This is a genomic window from Kocuria cellulosilytica, from assembly GCF_040981245.1.
Taxonomy (GTDB): Bacteria; Actinomycetota; Actinomycetes; order Actinomycetales; family Micrococcaceae; genus Kocuria; species Kocuria cellulosilytica.
On record NZ_JAVFWZ010000005.1, the window covers coordinates 124818 to 145982 of the forward strand.

Here is a 21165-nt window from a genome sequence, read left to right on the forward strand (position 1 = left end):
CTCGGCCATCCTGTCGGTGTGATGTGGCACCATGTCCCGCATGACAAAAGAAAAGACCGCTGGCACCGAGGACCAGCACGAACTCGTCGGCATCAACTCCACCGTCCCGCTGAAGGTCGATCACTCGGAGGACCTCAGCGACTCCGTCGGCGGCACCACCGCCCCCGCGCGCTCCGCCGCCGACGTCCGGATCCCCCTCAAGGTCCAGCCTCCCCGCTCGAACGGGTGGAAGAAGGAGGCGGGCGTCCAGTACCTGGTGGCCCTCGACGTCGACGGGACGCTCGTCGACCACGACGGCCACATGTCCCGCCCGGTGCGCGAGGCGGCCCGGGCCGTGCTCGAGGCCGGCCACCACGTGGTCATCTCCACCGGCCGCTCCAAGGGGGCGACCCTGCCCGTGGTCGAGCTGATCGGCCAGGAGCGCGGCTACGCCGTGTGCTCCAACGGGGGCATGACGCTCGAGCTGGACCCGGAGCTGCCGGAGTACCACCGGGTGCTCGAGTGCGTCTCCTTCGACCCCGGCCAGGCCCTCGACGCCCTCGAGCAGCGCCTGCCCACGGCGAAGTTCGCCCTCGAGACCGAGGACGGGTCCTTCTACTCCACGGAGCGCTTCCAGGACGCGTCCTTCGGCATCGAGGCCATCGGCGTGGACCTGCACGAGCTGGCGCGGATGAAGGCCGTGCGCATGGTGGTGTACAGCACCGAGCACACCCCGGAGGAGTTCGCCCTGGCGATCGACGAGGCCGGGCTGCACGGCGTCACCTACTCGGTCGGCTGGAGCGCCTGGCTCGACATCGCCGCCAACGGCGTCTCCAAGGCCAGCGCCCTGGAGCAGGTCCGCCGCCGGCTCGGCGTGGACCCGTCCCACACGGTGGCGGTCGGCGACGGCCGCAACGACATCGAGATGCTCGACTGGGCGGCCCGCGGTGTGGCCATGGGCCAGTCCCCGGACGAGGTCGCGGCCGCGTGCCACGAGGTGACGCACACGGTCTACGAGGACGGTGTCGCCCGCATCCTGCGCTCGCTGCTCTGAGGCCGCACGACCGTCACGCACCCCCGTTCCTGTGATCTGGATCACATTCATGCGGATGGGATGATAGGGTTTCGGCAGACCGGGTGACGACGTCATCGACGACGACCGAGAGGTGTGCCGTGATCGAGTACGTGTCCGACCGGTGGGAGCAGATCCTCTTCTCCAGCTGGCAGCACTTCTCCCTGGTGGTCCAGTGCCTGATCCTGGCCACCGTCCTCGCCGTGGGCATCGCGGCGCTGTGCTACCGCTCGCCGCGGCTCACGACCGCGGCCAACAACGTCTCCGCCGTGGGGCTGACCATCCCGTCCTTCGCGCTCATCGGCCTGCTGATCGCCCCGCTCGGCTTCGGGGTGACCCCCGCGGTCGTGGTCGTCACCTTCTTCGCCGCCCTCCCCGTGCTCCGCAACGCGGTCGTCGGGCTGGCCGGCGTCCCGCAGGCCACCGTCGAGGCCGCGCGCGGGCTCGGCATGGGGAGGGCGGCGACCTTCCTGCGGGTGGAGCTGCCGATGGCCTGGCCGGTCATCCAGGCCGGCATGCGGGTCTCGGCGCAGATGGTGATGGGCGTGGCCGCCATCGCCGCCTACGTGCTCGGCCCCGGTCTGGGCGGGTTCATCTTCTCGGGGCTCTCGCGGCTCGGGGGCGCCAACTCCTTCGCGTCGGTCGTCACCGGCGTCGTCGCCGTCATCGTCGTCGCACTCATCCTGGACGGGCTGCTCGTGCTGCTCGGCCGACTCACCACATCGCGAGGTATCCGTGTCTGACTCCGTGACCACCACCAGCACCGACTCCTCCGTCACCGGGGCCCGGATCCTCCTGGAGAACGTCTCCAAGCGCTATCCCGGGCAGGCCAAGGCCGCGGTCGACGGCCTCACCCTGGAGATCCCCGCCGGCAGCATCGTGATGCTGGTGGGCCCCTCCGGCTGCGGGAAGACCACCACGCTGAAGATGATCAACCGGCTCATCGAACCCACCGACGGGCGGATCGTCATCGACGGCCAGGACGTGACCTCGATGAACGGCGACGAGCTGCGCCGCGGCATCGGCTACGTGATCCAGGCCGGCGGGCTGTTCCCGCACATGAGCGTGGCCACCAACATCGGCATGGTCCCGAAGATGCTCGGCTGGGACCGGAAGCGCATCGCCGCGCGGGTGGACGAGCTCCTCGAGCTCGTCTCCCTCGACCCCGCCGTCTACCGCGACCGGTACCCCCGGGAGCTCTCCGGCGGGCAGCAGCAGCGCGTCGGCGTGGCCCGGGCGCTGGCCGCGGACCCGCCCGTGCTGCTCATGGACGAGCCGTTCGGCGCCGTGGACCCCATCACCCGCCAGCGGCTCCAGGACGAGCTCATCAACATCCAGCACGAGCTGCAGAAGACCATCGTGTGCGTGACCCACGACTTCGACGAGGCGGTCAAGCTCGGCGACTGGATCGCGGTCTTCGACGAGGGCGCCCGGATCGTCCAGTACGACGCCCCCGAACGGATCCTGGCCGAGCCGGCCGACGAGTTCGTGGAGGACTTCATCGGCTCGGGCGCGGGCCTCAAGCAGCTCACCCTCACCCGGGTCCGGGAGGTCGACCTCGTCCCCGCCGTGACCACCCGTCCCGGTGAGGACGTCCGGGCGGTGCTCGGGCGGATCGAGGAGGCGGGCACCCGGGACGTGGTCGTCGTCGACGACCGGGACAGGCCGCTGTCCTGGCCCTCCCGCCGGCAGCTGGAGCGCTTCGACACCGTTCCGGGGGAGCGCAACGAGCGCCTTCCGCTGGTCGGCACGAGCTCCACGCTCAACGACGCGCTGGACACGATGCTCGTCTCCAGCACGGGGGCCGCCCTCGTGGTGGGGGCGCGGGACCGGTTCGAGGGCGTCATCTACGTGGAGACCGTCATGGCCGCGATCACCGAGGCCCGCCGGGCCGTGGCCGCGGAGGACGCCCCGCTCGGCCACAACACGGGCGAGATGCCCGCGGTGAGCGCGACCTCGGAGGGCGGGGACCGATGAGCACGCAGACCGAGCGTCCCGCCGCCGCGGAGCAGGACCCCGGCGACGCCCCGGAGTCCCGCCCGTCCCCGGCCGACCCGGACCAGCGCACCTGGAAGGGCCTGCTGCTGCAGCCGCTCGCGATCCTCGGCGCGCTGGGCCTGCTCGTGCTGTGGCTGTCCACGGCGGAGCTGACGGAGACGGAGGCCGTGACCCTGAGCCCCGGGTCGCTGTGGAGCTACACCGTGGAGCACCTGCAGCTCACGGTCGTGGCCACGGTGGTGGTCCTGCTCATCGCGATCCCCGTGGGCGTCCTCCTGACCCGCAAGCCGCTGCGCTTCCTCACCGGCCCCGTGATCGCGCTGGCGAACATCGGCCAGGCCGCTCCGGCGGTGGGCCTCATCGTCCTGTTCGCCTTCTGGTTCGGCTTCGGCTTCCAGGCGGCCGTGGTGGCCCTGATCGTCTACGCGATCCTGCCCGTCCTGAAGAACACCATGGTCGGCCTCGACGGCGTGGACCGCAGCCTCGTCGAGGCCGGGCGCGGCATGGGAATGAGCGCCGCCTCGGTCCTGTTCCGCGTCGAGCTGCCCCTGGCCGTGCCCGTCATGCTGGCCGGCGTGCGCACCGCCCTGATCCTGGTGGTCGGCACCGCGACCCTGGCGACGTTCGTCAACGGCGGCGGACTCGGTCTGCTGATCACCACCGGGGTCAACCTCAACCTCGTGCGGGTGCTGATCGCCGGCTCGATCCTCGTGGCGCTGCTCGCGCTCGCCATCGACTGGATCGGCCGCGTGGTGGAGCACGTCGCACGCCCGAAGGGACTGCGATGAGAACCTCCCGTGCCGCCGGCGGCGCCCTGCTGCTCTCCTGCGCCGGCCTGCTCCTGACCGGGTGCGGGCTCGAGCCCTCCACCGCCTACGTCCCCGCCGCCGAGCCCGGATCCATCGAGCCCGTCGAGGGCGCCGAGGACACGGAGGTGCGGGTCACGTCCAAGAACTTCACCGAGCAGCTGATCCTCGGCAAGATCGCCGTGCTGGCCATGGAGGCCGCGGGCTTCGAGACCGAGGACATCACCAACGTGCCCGGCTCCCAGCCGGTGCGCGAGCTCATGCTCAGCGGGGACGCGGACCTCACCTACGAGTACACCGGCACGGCGTGGCTGACGTACCTGGGCAACGAGAGCGGCATCCCCGACCAGCAGGAGCAGTGGGAGGCCGTGCGGGAGGCGGACCTCGACAACGGGCTGACGTGGGGTGAGCCGGCCGCGCTGAACAACACCTACGCCATGGCCGTGCGCTCCGAGTACGCGCAGGCCAACGACCTGGAGACCGTCTCGGACATCGCGAGCCTGCCGAGGGAGGAGCGCACGTTCTGCGTCGAGTCCGAGTTCAACTCCCGCAGCGACGGGCTCACGCCCCTGCTCGCCCACTACGGCCTGGACCGCGGCAGCGAGGTGCCGGAGGACAACATCGGCATCTACGACACCGGCGCCATCTACTCGGCCACGGACGACGGGGAGTGCAACTTCGGGGAGGTCTTCTCGACGGACGGCCGGATCCCCGCCCTGGACCTGACCGTGCTCGAGGACGACCGGCAGTTCTTCCCCGCCTACAACGCCGCACCGGTGTACAACACCGAGCTGCTGGAGGAGTTCCCCGGGATGACGGAGGTCATGGAGCCCATCTCCGCGGCGCTCACCGACGACGTGATGCAGGAGCTCAACCGGCAGGTGGACGTCGAGGGGCGGGACCCGGCCGACGTCGCCTACGAGTGGATGATCTCCGAGGGGTTCATCGTCGAGCCCTGAGCCCCGCCGCCGGCCGGTGCGTCCCGGGCCGGCTCGCACAGGCCCAGCAGCCGGGCCGCCGCGGGGCGGGCGTCCCACTCCTCCTGCCACAGCGAGCGCGCCACCGCCTTGGAGACGGCCTGCGGGGAGATGCCGAGCTCCGCGGCCACGACCTTCTGCTGGCCGCGGGCCCCGGGCACGAGCAGGTCCACCACGCGCCACTCGGCGTCGCTGCGCTCCGCCACGATCCGGCCCAGCAGCCGCAGCACGGCCTGCGCCTGTGCCGCGGCCGGCCCGTCGTCGGCGGCCACGTGCACGGGCACCCGCCCGCCGGGACCCGTGGCGGCCTCCGCGGCGCGGCGGCCGTGCACGGTCCCGGGGCCGTCGGCGCGCAGGCCCGTCCGGCCCTCCGGGTCGGTCGCGGTCTCGAGGCGGACCGGCCCCACCCCGATCCCCGCGCTCCAGGCCCCGCCGCGCAGCCCGGCGAGCACGGCCTCGACCGCGGCGCCGGGATCGGCGGTGATGCCCTGGACCGCGTGCGCCCGGGCACGCTGGAACGGCACCACGGTCCCGAGGTCCGCGAGGCGGCGCAGGAGGCCCGGCACGAGGTCGCCCGCCTCGCGGCGGCGCTGCTCCAGGGTCACGACGTACACGGTCCCAGTATCGGGCACGGAGGCCGCCGGGGAGCGGGGGCGCGGCCGGGACTCACTCCCAGAACCGCGGTTCGATGTCGACGCCCTGCACGATGAGCTCGTCCTCGAGGGGCTCCCGGCACACCACGGGCAGGCGCAGGCAGCCGATCCGGTCGTCGGGGCCGAAGTAGGCGGTGAGCCGGTCGAAGCCCTGCCGGAACCCCGCCAGCTCCTTGGCCGTGGCGGCGACCTCGGCCAGGTCGGCGTCGGAGCCGAGCACCCAGAAGGAGTCCGGGTCGGTCAGCTGGAGCAGTCCCACGGGCGCCCCGGCGTCGTTGTTCTCGGTGCCCGCCCAGCCCGGCGCCCGCAGCCACCCGCCCGGGGCCGCCGCGCCCAGGGCCGGCGCCACGGGATCGTACTCCCACGCCCGGGCCCGCTGCAGCCACCCGGGCGGGACCGGGAGGTAGAGCGGGCCGTCGAGGTCCACGGGCCACCGGGCGGCGGCGAACGCCCCGGCGTCCACGCGGTCCCAGAACTGCCCGGCGGTGAGGTCGGTGCCCACGCTGTTGAGCGCCGCCCCGGGGTCCTCCTGCCGCATGCCGTGCCAGTAGGTCGGGCGGGTGGGGACGTCGGCGCGGCGCAGCAGGGCGTCCAGCTCCTCCAGGTGGGCCGGCTCCCCGAGCACCACCGTCCTGGACTCGAAGTGCAGGACGTAGGGCACGCGCTCGGGGCTCACGGCAGCCCCGCGGACCGTCCGCGGCGGCACAGCCGTGTGAAGCGGCCGAGCACCTGCAGGGCCTCCGGGGTGGCGGGCAGGTAGTCCGTCAGGGCGGGGGAGCGGACCAGGACGGCGCACCACTGCCCCCGGGAGACCGCCACGTTGAGCCGGTTGGGGGAGAGCAGGAACTCCATGCCGCGCGGGCCGTCGGCGGCGGAGGCGGCCATCGACACGATCACCACGGGGGCCTCCTGGCCCTGGAACCGGTCGACGGTGCCCACGCGGACCCCGCCGCCCTCCTCGTCCCGCAGCCCCGCGTCGGCGAGCGCGCGGCCGATCAGCTCGACCTGGGCGTTGTACGCGGCCACCACGAGCACGTCCTCGGGCGTCAGCGCCGCGGGGAGGGCGTCCGGGCCGGAGCGCCACGGGGTGCCGACGAACTCGTGGACCAGCTCCACGACGCGCCGGGCCTCCTCGGGCGAGGCCGTGCGGTTGCCGGCGTGCTCGACGTAGCAGGTGCGCAGGCCCGGGGCCACGCCGGTGAGCTCGCGCCGGCCGGCGGCCGGCGCGGAGCCGAGCCGGCCCGCGTAGGACAGCTCGGAGACCGGCTCGCACAGGGCCGGGTGCATCCGCCAGGTGCGGTCCAGGAAGTAGCCGTGCTCGGCGGGCAGGGTGGGCGACCCGCGGGAGAGCCAGCCCAGTGCCGACTCGTCCACGGGCAGGGGGTGGGTGCCCTGCGAGACCTGCGGCAGCTGCTGGGGGTCGCCCAGCAGCAGCAGGCGCCGCGCGGCGCGGGACACGGCCAGGGTGTTGGCGAGCGAGTACTGCCCGGCCTCGTCGACGACGAGCAGGTCCAGGGCCTCGTCCTCGAGGTTCCGGGCACTGGAGAAGTCCCACGCGGTACCGCCCAGCACGGCGCCGCCGTCCGCGAGGAACGTGGCGAAGTCCTTGCCCTGCACCTCGCGCCACGGCACCGCCCGGTCCGCGGGCCGGGCGGAGGACGGCTTCTTGCCGACGCGCTCCGGGGCGACCCCGCCCTTCTCGAGCACCCCGGTGAGGAGGTTCTCGACGACGGCGTGGGACTGCGCCACCACGCCGATCCGCCAGCCGGCCGCCACGAGCCGGCCGATGACGTGGGAGCCGAGGAACGTCTTGCCGCTGCCCGGCGGGCCCTGCACGGCCAGGAAGCTGCGGTCGAGGGAGTGCAGGGCCCGCACCACCGCGTCGATCGTGCCGTCGGGGCCCTCGTGCGGGCGGGGCAGGGGGCCGCCGTCCGCCGGCCGCGGCGCCCGGCGCCGGAGCAGCTCGAGGCCCGGCTGCCCGGGCAGGTCCGGCAGGGCGTCGGCCGTGCGCGCGGCGAGGTCCTGCAGGGACTCCTCGAGGGAGCGCGTGGCGATCGGCTGGGCCGGGCCCAGCGCCATCGGCAGCTCCGCCCAGGGCTCGGGGGCGGGGCCGTCCCTCGGCTTCCTCAGCCGCTCCCGCACCGTGAGCACGGCCGTGCCGTCCTCGTGCTCCTCGAGCTCCTCGAGCGCGGCGGTCCAGTCGCCGGCGCGGCCGCTGCCGCGCGCTCCGGCGTCCTCGGCCAGGTGCGCGGGGACGGGGGCCCCGTACATCAGGAACAGCCCGGCGGTGCCCGGTCTCGCCGTCGAGCCCTCCCCGAAGCGGCCCGCGAGCCGCAGGAGCCGGGTGGGGGCGGCGCTGCGGCGCTTGGCCGGGTCCTGCGCCCAGTCCTCGAGCACCTCCGCGCGCTGGACCACGAACACGTCGCGGGTGTCCTCCCAGTCCTCGACGGGGCCCTCGAGGCGGTCGAAGTGGGACCACCAGTACTGCTTGCGCTCGCGCCGGTGGTAGCCGGTGGCGGAGGCGACCATCGCGACGGCCGTGCGCTCCTCCTCCGTCAGGGCGTCCCGGGTCCCCGGGTCCGCCAGGTGCTCGTGCAGGCGCTGCTCGGCGCCGGTCGCTGCCGCGCCCGGCAGCTCCTCGGCCGGCCCGAGCCGGCCCTGGGCGGGGCGCGGCGGGTGGTCCGCCGGGTCCGGGGAGATCCCGGCGAGGCCCAGCAGCCAGTCCCGCAGCCGCAGGGTCGAGAGGCAGTCGTACTCGTTGTAGTCGGCGATCCCGGCCAGCAGCCGCTGCGCGGCGTCCTCCCGACCGGCCTCCCGGGCCGTGCACCAGTCGGCGTAGGCCACCACCGACGCCCCGGCGTCCACGACGTCCCCGGTGCGCAGGTGCTCGCCCATGTAGAGCGGCTCCAGCTTCTTGATGGAGTACGAGCTCTCCGACAGCCGCAGGCTGCCCCGCACGGTGTCGTAGAGGTCCACCAGGACGTTCTCGCGCAGCAGCTCGTCCACGGCGTCCTCGCCCACCGCGTGCACGAGCGAGAGCCGGCGCAGGGCCGCCTTCTCGTAGTCGGCGTAGTGGTACACGTGCATCCCGGGGAAGCGGGCGCGGCGCTCGGCCACGTAGTCCAGGAACGCCCGCAGCGCCTCCCGCTCCTCGGCCCGGGAGTGCGCCCAGAACGGCCGGAAGACGGGGGCGGCGCCGGGGGCGGGCGGCTGCTCGACGACGCCGAAGAGGTACTCGAGCCCCCAGGACGTCGGGTCCTGGGGGTCCTGCCACAGCGGGTCGCCCTCGAAGTCGAAGAACACGTCCCCCGGGTCGGGGGCGGGCAGCCGCCGCACCGGCTCCGTGGCCGTGACCCGGTAGGCGACCCGGCGGGTGCCCCCGTCCTTCGAGTACTCGACCGCGCCGTCCTCCCCGCCCCGGCCGGTCTGCATGGCGGCCTGGTCCCGCAGCCGCCGCACCGCGGCGGGGAGCCCCCGGTCCGGCAGCGCCGCGAGCTCGTCGACGGTGCGCACCCCGTGCCGGTCGCGCAGCGTGCGGCGCATCCGCACGGACAGGCCCGCCGTCAGCAGCAGGTCCCGGTGCCCGGCCACGGCCCGGGTGCAGTGCTCGCACCGGCCGCAGCGGGCGACGTCGTCGTCCTGCCAGTCCACGGGGCCCGTCCGCGCCCGGTGCGCGGCGGCGGCCGCGACGAACCGCTCCCGGCGCTCGCGGTAGACCGCCAGGTGCTCGGAGACGGGGAAGACCGCCTCCCGCTGGTCGCCGAGGACCAGGGTGACCTCGGGGGCCACGTCCACCCCGGCCCGTTCGAGCTGGTCGGCGTAGGCGGCGAGCTGGAGCAGGGCGGTGACCTTGGCGTGCCGGGCGAGCTTCGTGTCGTGCACCGCGTACGCGCCGTCCGGCCGGCGGACGAGGAAGTCGGCGCGGCCGTGGAAGGCGCCGTCGAAGAAGGAGGCCTGGAAGACCACGTCGGCGCCGGCGCGCAGGGCGCCCAGGGACTCGGCGTGCTTGGCCGTCAGCTCGTCCCGGTCCATGCGCCGGGCCGGTTCGACCTCGTGCACGCCCCGTCCGGTCGCCTCGTCCCAGGGGCCGAACGCCTCCAGGTGGCGGGCCAGGACCCGGAGCTCGTGGGCGTCGCCCAGCTCGGCCGTGCGGGCGAGCATCGCGTCCCGCTCCGGGGTCCGCCGGGGCGCCCGGCCGAGCTTCTCGTCCAGGACGCACAGGCTCGCGTAGGGGCACTCGGCCGCGCGCACCAGGTCGCTCGCGGAGAAGACGAGGTCCGCCTCGGGGCCCAGCAGGAACATGCGCATCCTTCCGACGGCGCCGGGTCCGTCCCGGCTCCGGGTCCATCGAACCACAGGGACCGGACGTCACAAGGAGGCGGGAAGGACAGCGGGAACGGACGAGGGGAAGGGCGGGGAAGGCAGCGGGAGCGGACGAGCGGGGAGGGGACGAGCGGGGAGGGGGTGAGGGGAAGGACAGTGAGCACAGCGGGTGCGAACGAGCGGGAGGGAACAAGGGGGAGGGGAGAGAGGGGGGGAGGGGGACGAGGATCGGCCGGCAGGTCCGGGGGACCTGCCGGCCGACTCCCGGCGGGCCGGCTTCCGGCCCGCCGGGATGGACCGGGAGAGATCGATGGGATGCGGCGCGGGTGGGGGGACCCCCGCCGCCACCGGGCACCTCGCGGGTGCGCTCCGGCGACCTCGATCCCGGTCGGCGGCCCGGATGCCGATGGGGGGATGCATCCCGGGGCCGTCGGGCCGGCTGAGCCGGCCGCCTCCAATATAACGAAAATCATGGATTCTCTGTAGGGTGCCCGTCACGTCCGCGCGCGCCGGGCACGCGCAGGGGCCGGGGACCGCCCGGTCCCCGGCCCCTGCCGTCGCGCCCGTCCGCTCAGTCGGTGGAAGGCGCCTTCTCCTCGGCCTCGGCGGCCGACTCGTACTGGGACTGCTCGAAGCGCTCGCGGGCCTCTTCGACGAGGCGCTCCGCGGTCTCCCGGCCCTCCCAGCCCTCGCCCTTGACCCACTTGTTGGGCTCCAGGTCCTTGTAGCGCTCGAAGAAGTGCTGAATCTCCTTGAGCTTGAACTCGTCGATGTCGTCCAGGCCCTGGATGTGGTCGTAGCGCTTGTCCGTGGACACGCAGAGGATCTTCGCGTCCCCCCCGGCCTCGTCGTTCATGTTGAACACGGCGATGGGGCGGGACTCCACGAGCACGCCCGGGACGATCTCGAAGTCCAGGAGCACGAGCGCGTCCAGCGGGTCGCCGTCCTCGCCCAGGCTGTCCTCGAAGTAGCCGTAGTGCGCGGGGTACTGCATCGACGTGAACAGGACGCGGTCCAGGCGGAGGCGGCCGGTCTCGTGGTCGATCTCGTACTTGACGCGCGATCCCCGGGGGATCTCGATGGTGACGTCCAACTCCATGGTGTTTCTCCTCGTGCTGGGAAGGCCTGGAAGGGCCGGAAAGGGCTGACAGCGGCCGAGCACGGCCGCACCACCCGGTGGGGTGGGCAGATCCGACACCCACGATAGCGGCGGCCCCGCGGGCGGCGGTAACCGCCCGGGCCGGGGCGGCACCGGCCCGGGTCCCGCGCAGGGGCGGCCGCGGGACCCGCGCGGGGGCCGCCACCGGGCCGCCACCGGGCGGCCGCTGCGCCGCCGCCGGGCCGGCGCGGGCCACAATGGGCGGCGTGAAGAGTTCCCGACGCCACGGTCCCCCCGCCGGGCAGCGGCGGCCGCGGTCCCGCGGCGACCGCGGCCGGCGCGCCCTGACGGCGCTGCTCGCCGCCGGCTGCGTGGGCGTGGCGGGCTGGCTGCACCCCCACTGGGTCCCCGCGCCGGGGCCGGGCGGCGACGACCTCCCGGCCGCCCGCGTCCTCCCGGCGGAGGCGCCCGCCCCGGCCGGAGCCGTGCGCCCCGACCCGGCCGCCCCCGTGCCCGGCGCCGCGGAGGTGGCCGCGGCCGTGGGCCCCGCGCTCGCCGGCGCGCCCGCCGGGCGGCGCTCCGTCCTGGTGGCCGACGCCCTCACGGGGACGCCGCTGCTCGAGCGGGACCCGGACGTGCCCCTGGTCCCCGCCTCCAACCAGAAGCTCGTCACGGCGCTGTCCCTGCTCACCCACGCCGATCCCCGGCAGCGGCTGCGCACCACGGTGGTGCAGGGGCAGGAGCCGGGCACGGTGGTGCTGGTGGCGGGCGGGGACACCCTGCTGGGCCCGGGCCGCTCCGACCCGGACGCCGTGCTGGGCCGTGCCGGCGTCGGGACCCTGGCGGAGGCCACGGCCCGGGCCCTCGCCGAGCGCGGGGCCGGCGGGCCCGGCACCGTGCGGTGGGACGCGAGCCTGTTCACCGGCCCGGCCCTCAACGGGGCCTGGGCCGCGGGCGACGTCGCGGCGGGGCAGATCGGGCCCGTCGCGCCCATGGCGTTCTGGTCCCACCGCGTGCCCGCGGGGGAGGGCCCCTCCGCCGCGCGGCCCGCCGACGCGGCGCGCGACGTCGCCGAGGTCTTCGCCGCCGAGCTCGCGGCCCGGCTCGCCGCGCACGGGGTGCCCGCGCCCGTCCCCGAGGTCGCGCCCGGCCGGGCGCCCGAGGGAGCGGCCGAGCTGGCCGCCGTCGAGTCCGCGCCGCTCGCCGAGCAGGCCGGGCTGATGCTGCGGGACTCCGACAACCACCTCGCCGAGGTCCTCTCGCGGCTGGCGGCCCGGGCCGCGGACCGGCCCGCGAGCATCGCCGGCGGCCGCGCCGCCGCGGCCGAGGCGCTCGAGGCGCACGGCGTCGGCACGGCCGGCGTGGAGCTCTCCGACGCGTCCGGGATGTCCCTGGGCAACCGGATCCCCGCCCGAGCGCTGGAGCAGGTCGTGCGGGCCATGGTCACCGACCCCACCGGAGCACTGGTCCCGGGGGCCCGGGCCCTTCCGGTGGCCGGGGGCAGCGGGACCCTCGCCGACCGGTTCGACGACGACGCCGAGCGCCCCGGGCGGGGCCTGGCGCGGGCGAAGACGGGCACGCTGAACTCCGTGGTCTCCCTCGGCGGCCACGTCACCACCGACGGGGGGCGGCTGCTGACGTTCTCCGTGCTGCTCAACGAGGTCACCGACCCGGCCGCGGCCCGGGACGCCGTGGACCGCGCGGTGGCGGCCCTGGCCCGACTGTGACGGGCCGCGGCGGGCGCTCCCAGGCGCGTGTGGTTGCATGAGGCCATGAGCGCAGCACAACGACCCCCGGTGACCCCGGAGACGGAGGCGCCCGGGATCGTCCGGTGGGACCTCGCGGCCTCCGCCGCCGCCCGGCTCACCCCGCCGGGGCCGCGGATGTCCGCCCGGGCCATGCAGGCGGCCGTGGCCTCCCTGCGCCGGCACGCCGAGGCGTCCGTGGACCACGTCCACCGGATCACCGGTCTGGAGGCCGCGCGGGACCTGCGGGACTCCACGGTCCTGGTCGTGGACCGGGCCGGCTGGTCCAAGGCCAACGCCCAGGCCTTCGAGGTGCTCATGGAGCCGGCGGTGGAGGCCCTGCGCCGGCGCCGCCCGGAGCAGTTCGGCGCGGCCGCCACCGCGCTCGGCGGCACGGCCACCGCCATGGAGATGGCCGCGGTGCTGGGGTTCCTCTCGGCGAAGGTCCTCGGCCAGTACGACCCGTACGCCGGGCTCGTCTCCGCCGTGGCCGCGCAGCGGCACCCCGGCGGACGGCTGATGCTCGTGGCGCCCAACATCCTGACGGTCGAGCGGGAGCTCAACGTCGAGCCCGAGGACTTCCGGCTGTGGGTCTGCCTGCACGAGCAGACCCACCGCGTCCAGTTCGCCGCGGCACCGTGGCTGCGGGAGCACATGATCGAGCAGATCAACGAGCTCGCGGACTCCCTCATGGGCCACGCCGAGACCCTCGGGGCGCGGCTCACGGAGGCGGTCCGGTCCCTGCCCGGGCGTGGCTCGGCGGGAGAGCCCAAGGCCTCCCTCGGCGTGGTGGGGCTGCTCATGGGGAGGCGGGAACGGGAGGTGCTCTCCCACCTCACCGCGGTGATGAGCCTGCTCGAGGGGCACGCGAACTTCGTGATGGACGGGGTGGACGCGTCCGTGGTGCCCTCCGTGAAGACGATCCGGCGGCGCTTCGAGCGGCGCTCCGAGCTGCAGGGCAGCCTCGACCGCTTCATCCGGCGCCTGCTCGGGATGGACGCGAAGATGCGCCAGTACAGCGACGGCCAGCAGTTCGTCTCGACCGTGGTGGAAGCCGTGGGGCTGGAGCGGTTCAACCGCATCTGGGAGGCCCCGGAGCACCTGCCGACGGAGGCGGAGATCCACGCCCCCGAACGCTGGATCGAGCGCGTGCTGGGCCCGGCCTGAGCGCGTCCCCGGACCGGTGCCGCCACACGGGCGCCGAAAGTGTGGTAGGGAAGACGCACCCCCGGTTGACATGCACATTCATTGAAAAAGTGACCGGAGTGACCCGCCCGTGAGGTCCCGGTCACAGCGCGACACGCGGTAGGCCGGATCACCATTGTGTGACAAAATCTTTACGTGAGCACAGAGAATATCGAACAGCAGGTCAAGCTGTACGGCCAGCCCCTGTCGGAGCGCTTCGGCACGGTCGTCCAGGCCTACGGCATCACCCAGCGGCGGCTGGCCGAGGTCCTCGGCCTCTCCGCCCCCATGCTGTCGCAGCTCAACAGCGGCCGCCGGATCAAGATCGGCAACCCGGCGGTCTACGAACGCCTGGTGATGCTGGAGCAGCGCATCGGCACCCCGGACATCGAGGAGACCCTCTCCGCGGTCGAGGCGTCGCAGCCCGTGCTGTCCACCACGCAGATCCAGGCCGGCATCCACAGCGAGACCAACGCCGTGGCGGCCCTGGCCCACGTGGTCCCGCGGCACGAGCTCGAGGCGGCCCTGGACCTGCTCGGCGAGACCGCCCCGACCCTGGCCAAGGTCGTGCGCCTGGCCGTGCGGGAGTCGCAGAACCAGCAGGCCGCGAGCGACCGCGAGGACGCCCGCCGGTGACCCAGTTCGCCCGCCGCGGCCGACTGTCCCCGGACGTCGCCGCGGGGCGGCGCCGTGTGCTCGACTCCGTCCGGCGGCACGTCCCCCGGGGCTCCGGGGAGCCGCCGCTCGTGCTGGTCGCCTGCAGCGGCGGGCCGGACTCCCTCGCGCTGGCCGCCGTGGCGGCCCACTTCGCCCGGCGCGGCACGCTGCGCGTGGGCGCGGTGGTGGTCGACCACGGCCTGCAGGAGGACTCCGCGGCGGTCGCGGCGCGCACCGCCCGCACGCTCGAGCGGACCGGGCTGGGGCCCGTCGTCGTCACCGCCGTGACCGTGCGCCGGGACGCCGGCGGACCCGAGATGGCCGCCCGCACCGCCCGCTACGCGGGCATCGCGGAGGCCGTGGCCCGCACGGGCGCCGACGCCGTCCTGCTCGGCCACACCCTGGACGACCAGGCGGAGTCCGTGCTGCTGGGCCTCGCCCGCGGCTCCGGCACCCGCTCGCTGGCAGGGATGCCGCCCGTGCGCGAGCTCGACGGCGTCACCTACCTCCGTCCGTTCCTGGACCTCTCCCGCGCGCAGACCCTGCAGATCTGCGCCGCCGAGCAGCTCGAGCCCTGGCACGACCCCACGAACCGGGACACCACCCTGATGCGCTCGCGGGTCCGCCACCGCGTGCTCCCGCTGCTGGAGGACGAGCTCGGCCCCGGCCTGGCCCGCGCCCTGGCCCGCTCCGCGGCGATCCTCGGCCCGGACGCGGACTACCTCGAGGGCGCGGCGGCCGAGCTGCTCGAGCGCGCCCGCGCCGCGGCCCCGGCGCTGCCCGGCTCCCTGGCCCTCGACCTCGCGACGCTCCGGGCCGCGCACCCCGCGCTGCGCCGCCGCGCCCTGTCGGCCGCCGTGGTCGCCGCCGGCGGGCAGACCCCCGCCTACGAGCGGCTCGGCGCGCTGGACGAGTTCGCCGCGGGGCACGGCGCCGCGGGGCCCGTGCAGATGGCGGGTAAGGTGTCCGTGTGGCGCCGCCGCCCGGCGGCGGGCACCCGTGGCCCGGGGCACCTGGAGCTCGTCCGCCCGCGGCCCGCGGTCCCCGCGAGCGCCACCCGACCCGCATCCGCATCGTACGAGGAGCGCCGTGAAGGCTGAGGACGTCCAGGGGGATCTCACCGAGGTCCTGTACACCAAGGAAGAGATCGACACGAGGATCGCCGAGCTCGCGGCGGCCGTGGACGCCGACTACCGGGACCGGGACGTCCTGCTCGTGGGCGTGCTCAAGGGCGCGGTGATGGTCATGGCGGACCTGTGCCGGGCGCTCCAGGGCCAGTACCCCATGGACTGGATGGCCGTGTCCTCCTACGGCTCCGGGACCAAGTCCTCGGGCGTGGTCCGCATCCTGAAGGACCTCGACACCGACCTCACGGGGCGGGACGTGCTCATCGTCGAGGACATCATCGACTCCGGGCTGACCCTGTCCTGGCTGCGGGCCAACCTGGAGTCCCGCGGCACCGCCTCGGTGGAGATCTGCGCGCTGCTGCGCAAGCCGGAGGCGGCGAAGACCTCCATCGACGTCAAGTACGTGGGCTGGGACATCCCCAACGAGTTCGTCGTGGGCTACGGGCTCGACTACGCGGAGAAGTACCGCAACCTCGACTGCATCGCGACCCTGGCCCCCCACGTCTACGAGTGAGCCGAGGCCCCGGCAGGCGTCCCGCGGCGGTTCCCGGGCGGGCTGTCCGCTGACAGGGAACTCCCGGCCCGTCCGGGGCGGGAGCCGGAGTCCGGGCTGTACATTGTAGGTCTGCGTCCCCTGGACCCCCGGCCCTGGGCGGGCCCCGGCTCGAGGGGGCCGGACAACCATCCACGGGAGGATCAGCGGCTTGGCCACGGCGAAAAAACCCAACAACTTCTTCAGAGGACCCTGGTTCTGGGTCCTGCTGGCCGCTCTGATCCTGTTCCCCCTGGTCGGGACGCTGACCACGGGCTCCTCCGGGCGCGTGGACACCAACGTCGGGCTGCAGCTGCTCCGGGACGGCCAGGTCTCCGAGGCCAAGATCTACGACGGCCAGCAGAAGGTCGAGCTCCAGCTGGAGGAGGACCTCTCCCTCGACGGCCGGGACCTCGGGCGCAGCGTGGAGTTCTACTACGTCACCCCGCGCGGGGAAGAGGTCGTCGACGCGATGAACGCGGCGGACCTCGAGGGGTTCACGGACCAGCCCGTCGAGTCGAACTGGTTCACGAACCTCCTCGGCTTCATGCTGCCGTTCCTGATCATCCTGGCCATCTTCTGGTTCGTGTTCTCCCGGATGCAGGGCGGCGGGTCCCAGGTGATGCGCTTCGGCCGCTCGAAGGCCAAGATGTTCGACAAGGACAACCCCACGGTGACCTTCGCCGACGTCGCCGGCGCCGACGAGGCCGTGCAGGAGCTCGACGAGATCAAGCAGTTCCTGGTGGAGCGCGAGCGCTTCACCGCCCTCGGCGCGAAGGTGCCCAAGGGCGTGCTGCTCTACGGCCCGCCCGGCACCGGCAAGACCCTGCTCGCGCGGGCGGTGGCCGGTGAGGCCGGTGTCCCGTTCTTCTCGATCTCCGGCTCCGACTTCGTGGAGATGTTCGTGGGCGTGGGCGCCTCGCGGGTGCGCGACCTGTTCCAGCAGGCCAAGGAGAACGCGCCCGCCATCATCTTCGTGGACGAGATCGACGCCGTGGGCCGCCAGCGCGGCGCGGGCATGGGCGGGGGCAACGACGAGCGCGAGCAGACCCTCAACCAGCTGCTCGTCGAGATGGACGGCTTCGACGCCACGACCAACGTCATCCTGATCGCCGCGACCAACCGGCCGGACGTGCTCGACCCCGCCCTGCTGCGCCCCGGGCGCTTCGACCGGCAGATCGGCGTGGACGCACCGGACATGAAGGGCCGCCTGCAGATCCTCCGGGTGCACTCCCAGGGCAAGCCGCTCGCGGACAACGTGGACCTCGCCGCCGTGGCCAAGCGCACCCCCGGCTTCACGGGCGCGGAGCTCGCCAACGTGATGAACGAGGCGGCCCTGCTGACCGCCCGCTCCCACGCCCAGCTCATCGACGACCGCGCCGTGGACGAGGCGATCGACCGCGTGATCGCCGGCCCGCAGAAGCGCAGCCGGATCATGAAGGAGCTCGAGCGCAAGGTCACCGCCTACCACGAGGGCGGGCACGCGCTCGTGGCCGCGGCCCTGCGCAACACGGACCCGGTCACGAAGATCACGATCCTGCCCCGCGGCCGGGCCCTGGGGTACACCATGGTCATGCCCATGGACGACAAGTACTCGACCACCCGCAACGAGCTGCTCGACCAGATGGCCTACGCCATGGGCGGGCGCGCGGCGGAGGAGATCGTGTTCCGGGACCCCTCCACCGGCGCGTCCAACGACATCCAGAAGGCCACCGACACGGCCCGCAAGATGGTCACCCAGTACGGCATGAGCGCCCGCGTGGGCTCGATCAAGCTCGGCGGGGACAGCTCCGAGCCGTTCCTCGGCCGGGACGCCGCCGGCTCCGGCCGGGAGTACTCCGAGCGCACCGCCGCGATCGTGGACGAGGAGGTGCGGGCCCTGCTCGAGCAGGCCCACGACGAGGCGCACGCGATCCTGATGGACAACCGTCCCGTCCTGGACCGGCTGGCCCTCGAGCTGCTCGAGAAGGAGACGCTCAACGAGGCGCAGATCGCCGACATCTTCCACGACATCCGCAAGCGGGACCTGCGGCCCGTGTGGCTGTCCAAGGACACCCGTCCGCTCTCCGAGGACCCGCCCGTGGTCACGCAGGCCGAGCGCGAGGAGGCCCGCCGGATCCACGCCCAGGACCCTGCCACGCTGGCCCCGCAGGACCAGGCGGCCGCCGCCAAGCCGGAGCACCCCCTCGAGGTCCCCGAGCGCGGGCACTCGGTGCCGCCGGAGGAGGGCACGGGCTCCTCGAGCGGCACCCGGACCACCCCGGCGCCGGGCACGGACTGAACCGGCCTAGGATGGAGCGACAGCCGGTCGCGTCCGCCGACCCCCGTTCCGCCCGGCAGACCCGGTCGACCCCGAAGGAGGGCGCGTTGCCCCACGAGGCCCGCACGAAGCAGACGACCGCGCACGACCCGCGCGCGGAGGCGTTCGAGCCGCCGTACCCCGACCCCGCCCCGGCGCTGGAGGCCGGCGCCGGCGCGGTGGACCAGCCCCGGGTGGCCGCGGCCGTGCGGGAGCTGCTGCTGGCGATCGGCGAGGACCCCGACCGGGACGGACTGCAGGGCACCCCGGGGCGCGTGGCGCGGGCGTACGCGGAGATGTTCGCGGGACTGCACCAGGACCCCGCCGAGGTGCTCGGGACCACCTTCGACATCGGCCACTCCGAGATGGTCCTCGTGAAGGACATCGCCTTCTACTCGACCTGCGAGCACCACCTCGTCCCGTTCCACGGCCACGCCCACGTGGGCTACATCCCCGGCCACGACGGGATGGTCACCGGTCTGAGCAAGCTCGCCCGCCTCGTGGACCTCTACGCGCGCCGGCCCCAGGTCCAGGAGCGGCTGACCACCCAGATCGTGGAGGCCATCGTGGAGCACCTCCAGCCGGCCGGGGTGATCGTGGTGATCGAGTGCGAGCACCTGTGCATGTCCATGCGGGGGGTGCGCAAGCCCGGCGCGATGACCGTGACCTCGGCCGTGCGCGGCCAGCTGCGCGAGACCGCCACCCGCGCCGAGGCGATGAGCCTCATCCTGGGGCGCTGAGCACGTGCCGACCCCCCGCCGCACCGACCCCGCGCACCGGCCCCCGGGCTGGGGCTCCTTCGAGGACCTGCCCACCGGGCGCACGCTGGTCATGGGCATCCTCAACGTCACCCCCGACTCCTTCAGCGACGGCGGGGAGCACGCCGGGCACGAGGCCGCGATCGCGCACGGGCTGCGCATGATGGCCGAGGGTGCCGACATCGTGGACGTCGGGGGCGAGTCCACGCGGCCCGGCTCCGAGCGGGTCGACCCCGCCGAGGAGCGGCGCCGGATCCTGCCCGTGGTCGAGGCCCTCGCCGCCGCGGGGGCGGTGCTCAGCGTCGACACGCTCCACGCAGCGACCGCCGAGGCCGTCCTGGACGCCGGCGCGCACATCGTCAACGACGTCTCGGGACTCGCCGCCGGCCAGGACATGATCGACCTGGTCGCCGAGCGGCAGGCGCCCTACGTGCTGATGCACGCCCGGGGGCTGCCCGACGTGCAGGACTCCCGGGCCGTCTACGACGACGTCGCCGGGGAGGTGCTCGGGGAGCTCGGGGCGCTGCGGGAGCGCTGCCTGGCCGCCGGCCTGGCCCCCGAGCGGCTGATCCTGGACCCCGGGCTGGGCTTCGACAAGCGGGGGGCGCAGAACTGGGAGCTGCTCCGGGCGCTGCCGCGCTTCACGGCGGGAGGCCACAAGGTGCTCGTGGCCGCGTCCCGCAAGCGCTTCCTCGGCACCCTGCTCGAGCAGGACGGGGTGCCGCGCCCGGCCGCCGGGCGGGACGCGGCCACGGCCGCGATCAGCGCGCTCTCCGCGCACGCGGGCGCGTGGTGCGTGCGCGTCCACGACGTGCGCGCGAGCGCCGACGCCGTGGCCGCCGCGCACGCCTGGCGCGGCGTTGAGCCGGCCCTGCTGCGCCCCGGGGCGGACACCGGCACGGACAGCGGCACGGGCACCGGCGCGCCGGCCGCGGGCTTCCCGGGAGGGCACCGGTGAACCGGGCGCCGCAGGAGGGCCCGGACGCCGCCCGGATGCGCGCCGGGGACCGGGCGGGCCGCCAGCACGTCCCGGCGTCCTCCACGCGGTCCCCGGACCGCCGCGACCGGATCAACCTCCTGGGGGTCGGCGCGGTGGGCTACCACGGGGTCTTCGACCAGGAGAAGCGCAGCGGGCAGCCCTTCTTCGTGGACCTGGTCATGTACCTGGACCTGTCCGCGGCGGGGGCCTCGGACGACGTCGCCCTGACCGCCCACTACGGCGAGGTCGCCGAGGAGGTGCGGGACATCGTCATCGGCCCCAGCGTGAACCTGCTCGAGACCCTGGCCGACCGCATCGCCCGGCGGCTGCTCGAGCGCTTCCCGCTCGAGGCGGTGGAGGTCACAGTGCACAAGCCCAAGGCGCCCATCGAGGTGACGTTCTCCGACGTGTTCGTCACGATCTACCGGGAGCGCTGAGATGGGCACCCTGGCCGTCCTCGCCCTCGGCGCCAATCTCGGCGACCGGGAGGCCACCCTGCGCCGGGCCGCCCTCGACCTGGCCGCCCACCCGCGGATCACCCTGACCCGCGCCTCGCCCATCGTGCGCTCCAAGCCGGTCGGCGGGCCGGCCGGGCAGGGGGACTACCTCAACGCCGTCGTGGAGGTGGAGACCGACCTGAGCCCCTTCGGGCTGCTCCGGGCCTGCCAGGAGGTGGAGGAGCGCCACCACCGGACCCGGACCCAGCGGTGGGGTCCGCGCACCCTCGACGTCGACATCGTGGTCTACGGCGAGCTCCGCCTGGACGAGCCCGACCTCACCGTGCCGCACCTGCGCGCCGCCACCCGCGCGTTCGTGCTCGTGCCGTGGGCCCTGATGGACCCCGGCGCGACGCTCGAGGGGCGCAGCGTCGCCGAGCTGGCCCGCCGGGCGGGCGACCTCGGGGGCCTGGGGCCGGACACGACCCCCCTGCTCGACGAGCTCCCCGCCCCCGGTGGGGACGAGGACTGAGGAGGAG

Annotated in this window: 19 protein-coding genes; 15 read left to right on the forward strand and 4 right to left on the reverse strand. The window is 74.5% G+C overall.

The window, feature by feature from the left end; all coding sequences use genetic code 11:
• The first annotated feature begins 31 nt into the window (after positions 1-31).
• The 5 genes from RCG67_RS09810 (at position 32) to RCG67_RS09830 (ending at position 4814) form a co-directional block, all read left to right on the forward strand.
• Positions 32-1033: an HAD family hydrolase gene (locus RCG67_RS09810; protein WP_368825945.1), complete on the forward strand. Its 1002-nt coding sequence runs from the start codon at positions 32-34 to the stop codon at positions 1031-1033.
• 119 nt (positions 1034-1152) lie between these two features.
• Positions 1153-1794: an ABC transporter permease gene (locus RCG67_RS09815; protein WP_368825946.1), complete on the forward strand. Its 642-nt coding sequence runs from the start codon at positions 1153-1155 to the stop codon at positions 1792-1794.
• A complete protein-coding gene (locus tag RCG67_RS09820; protein WP_368825947.1) occupies positions 1787-3028 on the forward strand; it encodes an ABC transporter ATP-binding protein in 1242 nt (413 codons plus the stop codon). The genes RCG67_RS09815 and RCG67_RS09820 overlap by 8 nt, the downstream gene beginning before the upstream one ends.
• Positions 3025-3837: an ABC transporter permease gene (locus tag RCG67_RS09825; protein WP_368825948.1), complete on the forward strand. Its 813-nt coding sequence runs from the start codon at positions 3025-3027 to the stop codon at positions 3835-3837. The genes RCG67_RS09820 and RCG67_RS09825 overlap by 4 nt, the downstream gene beginning before the upstream one ends.
• Positions 3834-4814 carry a glycine betaine ABC transporter substrate-binding protein gene (locus RCG67_RS09830; RefSeq protein ID WP_368825949.1) on the forward strand — a complete coding sequence of 327 codons (981 nt, stop codon included), beginning with the start codon at positions 3834-3836 and terminating at the stop codon, positions 4812-4814. Before RCG67_RS09825 ends, RCG67_RS09830 begins: the two co-directional genes overlap by 4 nt.
• Here RCG67_RS09830 and RCG67_RS09835 read toward each other — a convergent pair.
• The 4 genes from RCG67_RS09835 to RCG67_RS09850 all read right to left on the reverse strand — a co-directional run bounded on the left by RCG67_RS09835 (position 4772) and on the right by RCG67_RS09850 (position 10907).
• On the reverse strand, positions 4772-5446 hold the full coding sequence (locus RCG67_RS09835; protein WP_368825950.1) for a hypothetical protein: 675 nt from the start codon (positions 5444-5446) through the stop codon (positions 4772-4774). The two genes, RCG67_RS09830 and RCG67_RS09835, sit on opposite strands and share 43 nt — an antisense overlap.
• Positions 5447-5498: 52 nt before the next feature.
• Positions 5499-6161 carry a hypothetical protein gene (locus RCG67_RS09840; protein WP_368825951.1) on the reverse strand — a complete coding sequence of 221 codons (663 nt, stop codon included), beginning with the start codon at positions 6159-6161 and terminating at the stop codon, positions 5499-5501.
• Complete coding sequence (locus tag RCG67_RS09845) at positions 6158-9787, reverse strand: TM0106 family RecB-like putative nuclease (protein ID WP_368825952.1); 3630 nt, start codon at positions 9785-9787, stop codon at positions 6158-6160. The genes RCG67_RS09840 and RCG67_RS09845 overlap by 4 nt, the downstream gene beginning before the upstream one ends.
• 592 nt (positions 9788-10379) lie before the next feature.
• Positions 10380-10907 carry an inorganic diphosphatase gene (locus RCG67_RS09850; protein ID WP_058875276.1) on the reverse strand — a complete coding sequence of 176 codons (528 nt, stop codon included), beginning with the start codon at positions 10905-10907 and terminating at the stop codon, positions 10380-10382.
• A 266-nt stretch (positions 10908-11173) separates the two neighbouring features.
• Here RCG67_RS09850 and dacB point away from each other — a divergent pair, with 266 nt between their 5' ends.
• The 10 genes from dacB (at position 11174) to folK (ending at position 21158) form a co-directional block, all read left to right on the forward strand.
• Positions 11174-12634: a D-alanyl-D-alanine carboxypeptidase/D-alanyl-D-alanine endopeptidase gene (dacB, locus tag RCG67_RS09855; RefSeq protein WP_368825953.1), complete on the forward strand. Its 1461-nt coding sequence runs from the start codon at positions 11174-11176 to the stop codon at positions 12632-12634.
• Between the two features lie 45 nt (positions 12635-12679).
• Positions 12680-13819 carry a zinc-dependent metalloprotease gene (locus tag RCG67_RS09860; protein ID WP_368825954.1) on the forward strand — a complete coding sequence of 380 codons (1140 nt, stop codon included), beginning with the start codon at positions 12680-12682 and terminating at the stop codon, positions 13817-13819.
• A 174-nt stretch (positions 13820-13993) separates the two neighbouring features.
• Positions 13994-14473, forward strand: coding sequence for a hypothetical protein (locus RCG67_RS09865; protein WP_058875279.1), 480 nt, complete (start codon positions 13994-13996; stop codon positions 14471-14473).
• Positions 14470-15594 carry a tRNA lysidine(34) synthetase TilS gene (gene tilS, locus RCG67_RS09870; RefSeq protein ID WP_368825955.1) on the forward strand — a complete coding sequence of 375 codons (1125 nt, stop codon included), beginning with the start codon at positions 14470-14472 and terminating at the stop codon, positions 15592-15594. Before RCG67_RS09865 ends, tilS begins: the two co-directional genes overlap by 4 nt.
• Positions 15584-16135 (forward strand): hypoxanthine phosphoribosyltransferase, encoded by a 552-nt coding sequence (hpt, locus tag RCG67_RS09875; protein ID WP_368825956.1) that lies wholly within the window; start codon positions 15584-15586, stop codon positions 16133-16135. The genes tilS and hpt overlap by 11 nt, the downstream gene beginning before the upstream one ends.
• A gap of 190 nt (positions 16136-16325) precedes the next feature.
• A complete protein-coding gene (ftsH, locus tag RCG67_RS09880; protein WP_368825957.1) occupies positions 16326-18434 on the forward strand; it encodes an ATP-dependent zinc metalloprotease FtsH in 2109 nt (702 codons plus the stop codon).
• Positions 18435-18445: 11 nt separating this feature from the next.
• Positions 18446-19192, forward strand: coding sequence for a GTP cyclohydrolase I FolE (gene folE, locus RCG67_RS09885; protein WP_368825958.1), 747 nt, complete (start codon positions 18446-18448; stop codon positions 19190-19192).
• 4 nt (positions 19193-19196) lie between these two features.
• On the forward strand, positions 19197-20168 hold the full coding sequence (folP, locus tag RCG67_RS09890; protein ID WP_368825959.1) for a dihydropteroate synthase: 972 nt from the start codon (positions 19197-19199) through the stop codon (positions 20166-20168).
• Positions 20165-20626, forward strand: coding sequence for a dihydroneopterin aldolase (gene folB / locus RCG67_RS09895; RefSeq protein ID WP_368825960.1), 462 nt, complete (start codon positions 20165-20167; stop codon positions 20624-20626). The genes folP and folB overlap by 4 nt, the downstream gene beginning before the upstream one ends.
• Position 20627: 1 nt before the next feature.
• The gene (gene folK, locus RCG67_RS09900; RefSeq protein WP_368825961.1) at positions 20628-21158 is read left to right on the forward strand and encodes a 2-amino-4-hydroxy-6-hydroxymethyldihydropteridine diphosphokinase; all 531 of its coding nucleotides are present in this window, start codon (positions 20628-20630) and stop codon (positions 21156-21158) included.
• Positions 21159-21165 lie beyond the last annotated feature (7 nt).

Coding starts and splice junctions, on each gene's coding strand:
- folE (WP_368825958.1), top strand. CDS start 18,446: ATGGAGCGACAGCCGGTCGCGTCCGCCGACCCCCGTTCCGCCCGGCAG.
- RCG67_RS09830 (WP_368825949.1), top strand. CDS start 3,834: ATGAGAACCTCCCGTGCCGCCGGCGGCGCCCTGCTGCTCTCCTGCGCC.
- RCG67_RS09850 (WP_058875276.1), bottom strand. CDS start 10,907: ATGGAGTTGGACGTCACCATCGAGATCCCCCGGGGATCGCGCGTCAAG.
- folK (WP_368825961.1), top strand. CDS start 20,628: ATGGGCACCCTGGCCGTCCTCGCCCTCGGCGCCAATCTCGGCGACCGG.
- RCG67_RS09825 (WP_368825948.1), top strand. CDS start 3,025: ATGAGCACGCAGACCGAGCGTCCCGCCGCCGCGGAGCAGGACCCCGGC.
- RCG67_RS09845 (WP_368825952.1), bottom strand. CDS start 9,787: ATGTTCCTGCTGGGCCCCGAGGCGGACCTCGTCTTCTCCGCGAGCGAC.
- RCG67_RS09860 (WP_368825954.1), top strand. CDS start 12,680: ATGAGCGCAGCACAACGACCCCCGGTGACCCCGGAGACGGAGGCGCCC.
- RCG67_RS09810 (WP_368825945.1), top strand. CDS start 32: ATGTCCCGCATGACAAAAGAAAAGACCGCTGGCACCGAGGACCAGCAC.